We start from the raw sequence: 12,375 nt of genomic DNA on the forward strand, positions 1-12,375 counted from the left end.
AAATGGATCCATAACGCTGTTTTGGGGCAAACTCCCCGGTTTCAACAGTTTGACAAGGCTGCCCCATGTCCTCTCCGTCCTCGGTTGATGAACGCCGCTTCCGCAAGCTCCTGACCCGTAACATCGGCCTGCCGCTGGGTGTTGGTGCTATCAGTGCGGTGTTCTTCGTCTCGCTGATCAGCTATCTACTGTCGGTGATCCAGTGGGTGGAGCACACTGACCGGGTGATCAATAACGCCAACGAGGCGGTGAAACTCACCGTGGATCTGGAAACCGGCATGCGCGGCTTCCTGCTCAGTGGCGACGAGCACTTTCTCGACCCGTACGAGACCGCCAAGCCGCGGATCAACGTGGCGCTCGACACGTTGCTCGAACTGACCGCCGACAACCCGGTGCAGACCGACCGCTTGCGGCGTTTGCAGGCGTTGCAGACCGAGTGGAGCAACTATGCGCAATCGATGATCGATCTGCAGCGCTCCAGCGGCGACTACAAGGCTGCGGTCAAGGCCGGCCGAGGCAAGCGCCTGACCGATGAAATTCGTAAACAGTACGAAGACGTGATCGACATGGAGCAGCAGTTGCGCGCCACGCGCAACGAAGACGTGCGCCGCACCACGATCTGGAGCATCACCCTGTATCTGCTGTTCATTGCCGGCATCAGTGGTTTGCTGGCGTATGTCGGCCGGCGTGATCTGGTCAGTCTGTCTGAAAGCTACAGCGCCACCCTGGCCGCGCAGCAAGCCAGCGCCGAGCGTCTGGAGCGTCAGGCATGGATGCGCAGCGGTCAGACCGAATTGGCCGAGCAGGTGCTGGGGCAACTGACGCTCAATCTGCTGGGGCGCAACATCTTGCAGTTCTGCGCACAGTACCTGGGCACCGCGGTGGCAGCGCTGTATGTGCGCGAAGAGCACGGCGGCCTCAAGCGGGTGGCGTCCTACGGATTCTCCCGCGAGCAGGAAGAGCAGAATCAGTCGATCTACAGTGGCGAAGGCATTGTCGGTCAGGTGGCCCAAGAAGGACGCCTGATTCGCCTCGATTCAGTGCCGTCGGACTACTTCAAGGTCAGCTCCGGTCTGGGTGAAGGCCTGCCGCGCAGCGTGCTGGTGGTGCCGACCAGTGATGACGACCGGGTCAACGGCGTGATCGAACTGGGCTTCTTGCGTCCGCTGACTCAGCGCGATGTTGAATTGCTCGAACTGATTGCCGGCAATATCGGTACTTCGATCGAAGCGGCGCGTTATCGCCAGCGCCTGCAAGAAGTGCTGGCCGAAACCCAGCAGCTCAACGAAGAGCTGCAGGTGCAGCAGGAAGAGCTCAAGACTGCCAACGAAGAACTGGAAGAGCAGTCGCGGATTCTCAAGGAGTCCCAGGCGCATCTGGAAACCCAACAGGTCGAGCTGGAACAGACCAACGAGCAACTGGCCGAGCAGGCGCAGACCCTGGCCGAGCAGCGCGACGCCATGGACCTGAAGAACACCGAGCTCAATCAGGTTCAGGTACAACTCGAAGAGCGCGCCGAAGAACTGCAGCGTTCGAGCAAGTACAAGTCCGAATTCCTCGCCAACATGTCCCACGAACTGCGCACGCCGTTGAACAGTTCGCTGATCCTTGCCAAGTTGCTGGCGGAGAACCAGCACGACAATTTGAGTGCCGAGCAGGTCAAGTTCGCCGAGTCGATCTATTCCGCCGGCAACGACCTGCTGAACCTGATCAACGACATTCTCGACATTTCCAAAGTCGAGGCCGGCAAGCTCGAAGTGATCCCGGAAAACACCAGCGTCGCGCGCCTGGCGGACGGGCTGCGCAGCGTGTTCGAACCGCTGGCGGCGGACAAGCAACTCACGTTCAGCGTCGATCTGCAACCGGGTGCACCGGCCATGCTGTTCACTGATCGCCAACGTCTGGAGCAGGTGATCAAGAACCTGCTGTCCAACGCCGTGAAGTTCACCGAGAAAGGTACGGTCAGCCTGACCATCAGCGCTCAGCCGAACGAGCAGATCGCTTTCATTGTGCGCGACTCGGGCATCGGCATCGCGACGGATCAGCAGGAAAGCATCTTCGAAGCGTTCCGTCAGGCCGACGGCACCACCAACCGCAAGTACGGCGGTACCGGCCTGGGCCTGTCGATCTCGCGGGATCTGGCGGCCTTGCTCGGCGGCTCGATCAGTGTCAGCAGCACGCCGGGGCAGGGCAGCGTGTTCACGCTGGTGTTGCCGCAGCAATACAGTGAACAGGGTGATGCGCTGCGCACACCGTTGACCTTTACGCCGCCGCCGGTTTCGGCGCCGGCCCCGGTTGCGCCGCCATCGATCGCAGTGTCGCCAACGGTCCCGGTGCACATCCCGCGCTTTGCCGATGACCGTGGCAAGGCCCCGTTCGCCACCCGCTGCATCCTGGTGGTGGAAGACGAACCGAATTTCGCTCACATCCTTTATGACTTGGCCCATGAGTTGGGTTACCAGTGTCTGGTCGCCCATGGCGCGGATGAAGGTTATGACCTGGCCCGCGAGTTCGTGCCGGACGCGATACTGCTCGACATGCGCCTGCCGGATCATTCCGGGCTGACCGTGTTGCAACGTTTGAAAGAACACGCCGAAACCCGGCACATCCCGGTGCACGTGATTTCCGTTGAAGATCGTGTCGAGGCAGCCATGCACATGGGTGCCATCGGGTATGCGGTCAAGCCGACCACTCGCGAAGAACTGAAGGATGTATTCGCCCGTCTGGAAGCCAAGCTGACCCAGAAGGTCAAGCGCGTGCTGCTGGTCGAAGATGACGATCTGCAACGCGAAAGCATTGCCCGCCTGATCGGTGACGACGACATCGAAATTACCGCGGTCGGCCTGGCGCAGGAGGCGCTGGAGAAGCTGCGCACGACGATTTACGACTGCATGGTGATCGACCTGAAATTACCGGACATGCTTGGCAACGATCTGCTCAAGCGTATGTCCACCGAGGATATCTGCTCGTTCCCGCCGGTCATCGTCTACACCGGGCGCAACCTGACCCGCGATGAAGAAGCCGAGCTGCGCAAGTATTCGCGCTCGATCATCATCAAGGGCGCCCGTTCGCCGGAACGCCTGCTCGATGAGGTGACACTTTTTCTGCACAAAGTCGAATCGCAGTTGTCCCATGAACGGCAGAAGATGCTCAAGACCGCGCGCAGCCGCGACAAGGTTTTTGAAGGTCGCAAGGTGCTGTTGGTGGACGACGATGTGCGCAACATCTTCGCCCTGACCAGCGCGCTGGAGCACAAGGGCGCCGTCGTGGTGATCGGCCGTAATGGTCGTGAGGCGATTGACAGGTTGAATGAAGTCGAGGACATCGATCTGGTGCTGATGGACGTGATGATGCCGGAAATGGATGGTTTTGAAGCCACCCTTGAAATCCGCAAGGATCCGCGCTGGCGCAAGCTGCCGATCATCGCGGTGACGGCCAAGGCCATGAAGGACGATCAGGAGCGCTGCCTGCAGGCGGGCGCCAACGATTACCTGGCCAAGCCCATCGATCTGGATCGCCTGTTCTCGTTGATTCGTGTGTGGTTACCGAAGATGGAACGCATTTAGTGGAAAGCAGTCATTCCGTGGAGCGCAACAGCGAAATCGAACTGCGGTTGCTGATCGAGGCTATCTACCTCAAGTACAGCTACGATTTTCGCGATTACTCGGGCGCTTCGATCAAGCGCCGGGTGCAGCACGCCTTGAGTCAGTTCGAATGCGCGACCATTTCGGCGTTGCAGGAAAAAGTCCTGCATGACCCGACCGCGTTCATGCAGTTGCTGCAGTTGCTGACGATCCCGGTCAGCGAGATGTTTCGCGATCCGTCGCACTTTCTGGCGATCCGCAAGGAAGTGGTGCCGCTGCTGCGCACCTATCCGTCGCTGAAGATCTGGATCGCCGGGTGCAGCACGGGCGAGGAAGTCTATTCGATGGCGATCCTGCTGCGCGAAGAAGGCCTGCTCGAACGCACCATCATCTACGCCACCGACATCAACCCGCGCTCGCTGGACAAGGCCAAGCAAGGGATTTTCTCGATGGAAAACGTGCGCGCCTATACGGCCAATTACCAGCAGGCCGGCGGCCAGCGCTCCTTCGCCGATTACTACACGGCTGCGTACGGCTACGCGATTTTCGACAAGAGCCTGTGTGAGAACGTGACCTTTGCCGACCACAGTCTGGCGACTGACAGCGTGTTCTCCGAAACGCAGCTGATTTCCTGCCGCAATGTGCTGATTTACTTCAACAAGAAGCTGCAGGACCGCGCGTTCGGTCTGTTCCATGAATCGCTTTGCCATCGCGGCTTTCTGGTGCTTGGCAGCAAAGAGACGCTGGATTTTTCCAGTTATGCAAACCAGTTCGAGCCGCTGGTGAAACAAGAACGGATCTACCGCAAAACATGAACGAGGCCGTGGATTTACCTCGCGTCGAGGCGATTGTGGTCGGGGCTTCCGCTGGTGGCGTTGAGGCGCTGTTGAGCCTGCTCGGGCCGCTGCGCCGAGGCTATGTGTTGCCGATCATTGTTGTCCTGCACCTGCCCGAAGAGCGCCGCAGTCAATTGGCCGAGGTCTTCGCCCGGCGCGTGGAAATGCCGGTGCACGAGGCTGTCGACAAACAGGACATTGTGGCCGGCAACCTGTATTTCGCGACACCGGGTTACCACCTGTCGGTGGAGCAGGATCGCAGCCTTTCACTGAGCCTTGAAGAGCGCGTGCATTATTCCCGGCCTTCGATCGACTACCTGTTTGAATCGGCAGCTGACGCCTACGGGGAATCACTGGCCGCTGTACTGCTTACCGGCGCGAACCACGATGGCGCGCGCGGGTTGGCGCAAGTCAAACGCTGCGGTGGTTTGACCATCGTCCAGGACCCCGAAGAGGCGCAAGTCGCCACCATGCCACTGGCTGCACTTAAGGTACAGCAGCCGGATCATGTCCTAACCATTAACGGCATCGGCCGTCTGCTTGTCGAGCTGGAACGAATCGCATGCTGAGTAATATCCAGGCCAAATTGCTGATCGTCGACGATCTGCCGGAGAATCTGCTGGCTCTCGAAGCACTGATCAAACGCGAAGACCGCACCGTCTACAAGGCGCTGTCGGCGGACGAAGCACTGTCACTGTTGCTGCAACACGAGTTCGCCATGGCCATCCTCGACGTGCAGATGCCGGGGATGAACGGCTTCGAACTTGCCGAGTTGATGCGCGGCACCGAGAAAACCAAGAACATCCCGATCATTTTCGTCAGCGCCGCCGGCCGTGAACTGAACTACGCGTTCAAGGGCTACGAGAGCGGGGCGGTGGACTTCCTGCACAAGCCGCTGGACATCCACGCGGTGAAGAGCAAGGTCAATGTGTTCGTCGACCTGTACCGCCAGAGCAAGGCCATGAAGCAACAGGTCGAAGCTCTGGAGCAGGCCCGTCGCGAGCAGGAAGCGCTGCTGCAACAACTGCAGAGCACACAGCTTGAGCTGGAGCAGGCGGTGCGGATGCGCGATGACTTCATGTCAATCGTCGCCCACGAAGTGCGCACGCCGCTCAATGGCCTGATACTCGAAACCCAGTTGCGCAAGATGCACCTGGCGCGGGACAACGCCGCCGCGTTTACCCTCGACAAGATGCACGCGATGGTCGACCGCGATGAGCGCCAGATCAAAAGCCTGATCCGTCTGATCGAAGACATGCTCGACGTCTCGCGGATTCGCACCGGCAAGCTGTCGATCCGGCCCAATCGTTTTGATCTGTCGCAACTGGTGGGCAATCTGCTGCAGAACTTTGCCCAGCAAATGGAAGCGGCCGAGACTGAAGTCAGCTTCACCGCGCCAGAGCCGGTGGAGGGGCATTGGGATGAGTTCCGCATCGAGCAGGTGGTGTCCAATCTGCTGACCAACGCCTTGCGTTATGGTGGTCGCAGCCCGATTCAGGTGCGCGTGTATCGTGAGGGCGACGAAGCGCGGGTCGAGGTTCAGGACCGTGGCATCGGCATCAGTGAAGAGAACCAGAAACGTATTTTTCAGCAGTTCGAACGGGTCTCCGCCAAGACGGTAGTGGCTGGTCTCGGACTGGGTCTGTTCATTTCCGAGCAGATCGTCGCCGCCCATGGCGGTTCCATCGTCGTCGAGAGTCAAATCAACGAAGGCGCCCTGTTTCGCGTTTGTCTGCCAATCCAGGAAAACGGCACATCCGACGCAACCTCTGAGTGACCGCACGGTCGTATCAGCAGCTATTGACCGAACAAAGGCTTCCCATGAGCGTAGATGCACAAGATGTAGTACTCGTCGTCGAGGACGAACCGGTTATCTTGATGGTCCTGACCGATTATTTGTCAGGGCAGGGGTATCGCGTGTTGCAGGCCGAAAACGGCGAGCAGGCGTTCGAGATTCTCGCGAGCAAGCCGCATCTGGACATGTTGATCACCGATTTCCGTCTGCCGGGCGGGATCTCCGGCGTGCAGATCGCTGAACCGGCGGTCAAGTTGCGTCCGGATCTGAAGGTGATTTTCATCAGCGGCTATCCGCAGGAAATCCGCGAGACCGGCAGCCCGATCACGCTCAAGGCGCCGATCCTGGAAAAGCCGTTCGATCTGGACGTGCTGCAGGAGAAGATTCAGGAATTGCTGGCCTGAAGCGTGCGTCGGCGCAATGTCGACGCACATCCAGTGACTCCTTTCATCCTTCTGGCAGCTGCAGCAAATTGTTTCCGAACCGTTATTTGACCTGGTCTGCCTGGTTATATATGAACTGCGCATCGGCGTTGGCGGCGCGTGGCAGGTTAATCTTGATAATCGGCACAACCTTGCCGCCCGTCGAATTGAAAAAATCGTTTTGGTCAAACTGCGCCCCGGCCAATCCTCCATCCAGATAAAAGAACGCCTGAATCGGCAGCTCTTTCGGAATGTTTTGCGGCCAGGTCGCCAGAATCAGCTCAATATAGTCATGTTGACCGGCAAAAAAGCCGCCCAGCTGATGAGCACGAATGGTCTGGTAAAAAGAGTCCGCGCCCAGATGGTTCATGGAGTCGCGTACGTCGAAACTGCAAATATTCCAGCTATTCGCCTGACGATTGGCTAGCCAGCCTTCGGCTGTGGTTATGCCAATGGTCTGGCAGCGTCGACTGCGATCAGGTGAATAGGGATGCGCGCCACAACCGGGCGCAATTCTCAATTGCGTGGCGCCATCAAGTGGATAGGAGCAAAGCACTTCAATTTGCCGTGTGCCGGTGGGGCGTGATAGCACCGGGAAAAAAATAAAGCCATTCTTCTGACCGAACACGAGTCCCGTGAACTTGGCGTCTTTGCTCAAGAATGAAAAGGACACACCGCCACTGGTTTGAGAATGAGGGCTGGGGTTCCAGGCCTTGTAAGCCGTGGAAGGAACGGTTGAGCGCAGCATGATCCCGCGACAGAGAAATGCCGGCATCGAAGCTGAGCCACAATTGACCCGCACATCGTTGTACTGCGCCGTCAGGTTCGCGGCGACCTGCGGGCCAGTTTGTGCCGTACTGGATGTCGCACTCGCGACGCTGATCCCGCTGTCGGTTTTGACCTGTGCCTGTTCGGGGGGCAAGCACCCCGCCAACGACAGTGCCAGCATCAATATCAGTGCAAGATTTCTGTTCATCGTGCCTTCCTTTGTTTCGCTCACGTGCCAACCAGGCACGGCTTCCCTTGATAAGGACGGAGCACCTTTCTCAGCGATTCAAGCAAGGGTGACTGCAGATGGATAGCTGTCAGAGTTGACAGGTTTCAACCATGAAAAAGCGGCCTATGCTGAGCAGTTGGCCGCTGATGAACTTCAGTTGTTCTGCCATGTTCGGGCGTCAGCCTCGGATCATCTCGCGGACCTTGGCGGTCAACAGGTCGAAGGTGAATGGCTTGGTGATCATCTGCATCCCCGGGTCGAGAAAGCCACCGCGTACCGCTGCGTGCTCCGCGTAACCGGTGATGAACAACACCTTCAGCCCAGGTCGGTACTGCCGGCCGATTTCCGCCAGTTGCCGGCCGTTCATGCCGGGCAGGCCGACGTCACTGATCAGCAGGTCGATGCGCTGCGCCGAGTTGAGAATCGGCACCGCGCCGTCGGCATCGCTGGCCTCGACAAACGCATAACCCAACTCACTGAGCACTGCGCTGACCAGTACGCGCACGGCGGGATCGTCTTCGACGATCAGCACGGTTTCGCCGTCCAGCGCTTCCGGGGCCTGCTGGGTATCGGAAACCGGATGCTCCAGTTCTTCACCACGAAAACGCGGCAAGTACAGTTTGACCGTGGTGCCCTGATCGATTTCGCTGTCGATCGAGACGTGACCTCGGGACTGTTTGCTGAAGCCATAAATCATCGACAAGCCCAGTCCGGTGCCCTGGCCGATCGGCTTGGTGGTGAAAAACGGATCGAACGCGCGGTTGATCACGCTCTGCGGCATGCCGCTGCCGTTATCGGTGACGCTCAGCATCACGTAATCGCCGGGTTCGAGGTTGGTATAGGCCTCGGTGAAGTCTCGGGCAAGCACCTGATTAGTAGTCTCGACCACCAGTTTGCCGCCATCGGGCATGGCATCGCGGGCATTGAGCACCAGGTTGAGCAGGGCGCTTTCCAGTTGATTGGGGTCGGCTTCGGCCACCCACAGATTGTCGTTCAGGCGCATGTCCAACTGGATGCTTTCGTTCAGGCTGCGTTGCAGCAACTCGCCCATCGACAGCACTAGCGTGTTCATCTGCACGGCTTTGGAGTCCAGCGATTGCCGGCGGGAAAAGGCCAGCAAACGGTGGGTCAGGCCGGCAGCACGGTTGGCCGAAGTCACGCCCAGATCGATCAGGCTGTCGAGGTCATCGGTGCGGCCGCGCGCCAGCCGCCGGCGCAGCAGTTCGAGGCTGCCGATGATCCCGGTCAGCATGTTGTTGAAGTCGTGGGCGATGCCACCGGTGAGCTGGCCGACCGCTTCCATTTTCTGCGACTGGCGCAGTGCCTCTTCGTTGTGCCGAAGTTGTGCAGTACGTTCCTCGACCTGTTGCTCAAGGGTTTCCAGGGTCGATTGCAGGCGGCGTTCGCTTTCACTCAGATCGATCAGGCGGTCACGCGCCTCGTACTGTCGTCGTCGCCCGCGCAAAGCCGTGGAGACCAGGCTGATCAGGGTTGCCGGATGAAACGGGCGCTCAAGGAAGGTGACGTTGCCCAGCAATTTGCTCAGGCGCGAGGAGGGGCCTTGTTCCGGGCCTCCGTGGTGGGTCAGCAGGATGATCGGCAAATCCGACCAGGCCGGCTGTTGCTCCAGATACAGCAACAGCCTTTCCAGTTCCGGTCCGCGCAGGGCTTCCGCGGCAATCAGCAGGAGTCCGGCACCGGGCTCCAGCTCGGCACACAACGCCCCCAGATCAGTGGCGATCATTCCACCAAATCCGGCTTCATTGAGGATCATCAGGGCCACCTGGCTGTCACGACCCATGGGCGCCAGAATCAGCGCCCGTTCCGACAGCGGCACGGTGACTGTCACAAGGCTTCTTCCCGCAGCAGCGGATTGCTCGCGCCGAGATAGGTCGGAACGCCGCGCAGCACGCCCTGGAAGGCTTCCAGCGGTTCACCGATGGTCATGCCCTGGGTTGAAATGCGGTATTCACGGATTGTCGACTCGTGACTGCCGGTACGTTTCTTGATGATGGAAATGGCCCGGCGGACCTTGCCGATGGCTTCGAAGTAACGCAACAGAATCACCGTGTCGGCCAGATAAGTGATATCGACCGGCGCCTGCATGTCGCCCACCAGACCATGCTGGGCGACGGTCATGAAGGTCGCCGCGCCTTTGCGGTTCAGATACAGCAGCAACTCGTGCATGTGCAGCACCAACGCGTTCTCTTCCGGCATCGCGGCCTGATAGCCGTTGATACTGTCGATCACCACGGTTTTGATGTCGCTGTCGTCGACGCAGCGTCTTACCCGGTGGGAGAACTCGCCAGGGGACAGCTCGGCAGCGTCCACTTGCTCGATCAGCAGGTTGCCGGTGGCTTGCAGGGCCTTGAGGTCGATGCCGATGTTTTTCATGCGCTCGAACAGCAGGCCCAGCTCTTCATCGAAGATAAACAATGCGGCTTTTTCGCCACGAGAGACTGCGGCGGCGGCGAAGATCATAGAGATCAGCGATTTGCCCGTACCCGCCGGGCCGAGGATCAGCGTGCTGGAGCCGGTTTCGATACCACCGCCGAGCAACGCATCCAACTCCCTGATATTGCTGGTCAGTTGCAAACGCGGATAGTCGCCGCGATGTTCGGCGGCCACCAGTCGAGGGAAGACATGGATGCCATCGCCCATGATGGTGAAGTCGTGGAAGCCGCCGCGATATTTCTGGCCGCGATACTTGATCACCCGGATGCGTCTGCGCTCGGCACCATAGTTGGGGGTCAGTTCTTCGAGGCGGATGACCCCGTGGGCCACGCTGTGCACGGTCTTGTCGAGGGACTCGGCGGTCAGGTCATCAAGCAGCAGGATCGTGGCGTGGTAACGTACGAAGTAATGCTTGATCGCCAGAATCTGTCGACGGTAACGCAGCGAGCTTTGCGCCAGCAGGCGAATCTCCGACAGGCTGTCGAGCACCACGCGGGTCGGCTTGAAGCGCTCGACCACTTCGAAAATCTGCTTGGTGGCTTCGCCCAGCTCAAGGTCGGAGGAGTACAGCAGGCTTTGCTGATGCTCGGCGTTGAGCAGACTTTCCGGCGGCGTCAGCTCGAAGATTTCAATGTTTTCGTTCAGCTCCCAGCCGTGGGACAGTGCGCCCTGGCGCAGCTCACGCTCGGTTTCCGACAGCGTGATGTACAGACAGCGTTCACCGGCGCGCGCGCCAGCCAACAGGAAATGCAACGCGACGGTGGTTTTGCCTGTACCGGGTTCACCCTCGAGCAAAAACACGTGGCCTCGGGACAGACCGCCGGCCAGGATGTCATCCAGGCCGGCAATGCCGGTGGCGGCTTTTGCACTGATCAACTCGTTGGACGTAGACAAAGAATGCCCTCTCATGACTAGGGGAATCGAGGCAGCAGGCTGTACAAGCCGTTGTGCACTACCTGATTACTTGACCGCTGCGGGTCATGACGGTTCCGAGGTTTCGATATCAAAATGTCATTGATGAAAACTGCTGAGGCTCAAAGCCCTTGTTGCAAGACCGGGTCGTCAGGGTTCATCTGCTCCAGTTGCGCCAGCAGAATCTGCACGTTCTGCAACTGGCCGCTTTCCTTCCAGTAATTGATCAGCAACACCCGGGCCTTGCGGTCGGCGGGGTGGCGCTGCACGACTTCCTGCAACTGCTTTTGTGCCGCTTCCAGTTCTTCGGCCGTGTGCAGGGTGGTCGCCAGGTCGTAGCGGTAGTCCTTGTTGTCCGGCTCGAGTTCGACCGCTTTGGACAAGCCGAGCAGGGCGAACTCGCGCTGGCCGTGGTGCAACAGCCACAGACCCAGTGCGTGCTGCAGGTAGGCGGAATCGGGTTGGCTCTGCAGTTGTTTGGCAAGCAATTGGCGAGCAGCGTCGCTCTGGCCCTGACGGTCGAGGACATCGATCTGCATCACCAGCGCCTGAAGGTTTCCCGGCTCCAGACGCAGCGTGTTGTCGAGCGCTTGCTGGGCCTGTTTGAGTTCAGCGTTGTGCAGATACAGGCGCGCCAGTTGCGCGTAGGTGGCGGCGCTTTCCGGTTGGCCGGTGAGCACCTGCTCCCAGCCATCGATTGCTTGCTGCAGCGGGGCGAAATACAGACCGAGCTCATCCGGCGTCAGACCCAGCAGAGCGTTGATCGCGGCAAAACGCACGGTTTGATCTTCATCCTCCAGCATCGGCCCGAGCAACAGACTGCGTTGTCCGCCGGGCACCAGTCCCACCACGCTCTGAATCGCTGCCAGGCGCACCTCGGGCGCTTCATTCTGCAGATGCGCGTCGGCCAGTTTCAGGGCCTGCGGGCTTGGGTAGTTGGGCAGCTCGGCCAGCAGCCAGACACTGCGCTTGACCGACAGATCCGGGCGCCCCAGCTGTTGATACAACTGCCGCGCCGCCCCCGGCTGACCGGAACGGGCCGCCGTGAGGGCTTCGCTGTAGCCGCGTTTGATCGCCTCGGGCACCACCGGGGCGGTGGAACGCAGGGAGAACCAGGCAACGACGATGAGCAGCACGAGGCCAAGGCTGATGAGCAGGTAGCGGCGGGACTGAGGCATGCGATTTCCGTGAACGGGTGTTCTTTAGCAGAGGGGCAAGCTTCGGTCAGCTTGGCCGTTGAGTCAAATTCGCAAGCCGATCAATTGTAGGAGCGAGCCTGCTCGCGAATGCGCTATGCCAGTTCCCCTGCAAGTTGGCTGATCCGGCGCCATCGCGAGCAGGCTCACTCCTGCAGGGGCAGGCACAAAAAAGCCCC

The 12,375-nt window shown here is 59.6% G+C and carries 9 protein-coding genes; 5 read left to right on the forward strand and 4 right to left on the reverse strand.

Going from position 1 to position 12,375, the window contains the following annotated elements:
• Positions 1–65: 65 nt before the first annotated feature.
• The 5 genes from QMK55_RS26620 to QMK55_RS26640 are packed head-to-tail and all read left to right on the forward strand — an operon-like array spanning position 66 to position 6,619.
• A complete protein-coding gene (locus QMK55_RS26620) occupies positions 66–3,566 on the forward strand; it encodes a response regulator (RefSeq protein WP_320328141.1) in 3,501 nt (1,166 codons plus the stop codon).
• Positions 3,566–4,399 (forward strand): CheR family methyltransferase, encoded by an 834-nt coding sequence (locus QMK55_RS26625; RefSeq protein WP_102356155.1) that lies wholly within the window; start codon positions 3,566–3,568, stop codon positions 4,397–4,399. The genes QMK55_RS26620 and QMK55_RS26625 overlap by 1 nt, the downstream gene beginning before the upstream one ends.
• Positions 4,396–4,989, forward strand: coding sequence for a chemotaxis protein CheB (locus tag QMK55_RS26630; RefSeq protein WP_102356156.1), 594 nt, complete (start codon positions 4,396–4,398; stop codon positions 4,987–4,989). The genes QMK55_RS26625 and QMK55_RS26630 overlap by 4 nt, the downstream gene beginning before the upstream one ends.
• Complete coding sequence (locus tag QMK55_RS26635) at positions 4,983–6,197, forward strand: hybrid sensor histidine kinase/response regulator (RefSeq protein WP_102356157.1); 1,215 nt, start codon at positions 4,983–4,985, stop codon at positions 6,195–6,197. The genes QMK55_RS26630 and QMK55_RS26635 overlap by 7 nt, the downstream gene beginning before the upstream one ends.
• Positions 6,198–6,241: 44 nt before the next feature.
• Entirely contained in the window at positions 6,242–6,619 is a 378-nt protein-coding gene (locus tag QMK55_RS26640; RefSeq protein WP_102356158.1) for a response regulator, read from the forward strand.
• A gap of 82 nt (positions 6,620–6,701) precedes the next feature.
• On the opposite strand, the gene QMK55_RS26645 is transcribed toward QMK55_RS26640, so the two are convergent.
• The 4 genes from QMK55_RS26645 to QMK55_RS26660 form a co-directional block, all read right to left on the reverse strand.
• Positions 6,702–7,613: a halovibrin HvnA gene (locus QMK55_RS26645; RefSeq protein WP_320328142.1), complete on the reverse strand. Its 912-nt coding sequence runs from the start codon at positions 7,611–7,613 to the stop codon at positions 6,702–6,704.
• Between the two features lie 199 nt (positions 7,614–7,812).
• Positions 7,813–9,483 (reverse strand): ATP-binding protein, encoded by a 1,671-nt coding sequence (locus QMK55_RS26650; protein ID WP_102356159.1) that lies wholly within the window; start codon positions 9,481–9,483, stop codon positions 7,813–7,815.
• Positions 9,480–10,982 carry an ATPase domain-containing protein gene (locus QMK55_RS26655; RefSeq protein ID WP_320328143.1) on the reverse strand — a complete coding sequence of 501 codons (1,503 nt, stop codon included), beginning with the start codon at positions 10,980–10,982 and terminating at the stop codon, positions 9,480–9,482. The genes QMK55_RS26650 and QMK55_RS26655 overlap by 4 nt, the downstream gene beginning before the upstream one ends.
• A 140-nt stretch (positions 10,983–11,122) precedes the next feature.
• Complete coding sequence (locus QMK55_RS26660; protein WP_102356161.1) at positions 11,123–12,178, reverse strand: tetratricopeptide repeat protein; 1,056 nt, start codon at positions 12,176–12,178, stop codon at positions 11,123–11,125.
• Positions 12,179–12,375 lie beyond the last annotated feature (197 nt).

Source organism: Pseudomonas sp. P8_229 (assembly GCF_034008635.1).
In the GTDB taxonomy this organism is placed as follows: Bacteria; Pseudomonadota; Gammaproteobacteria; order Pseudomonadales; family Pseudomonadaceae; genus Aquipseudomonas.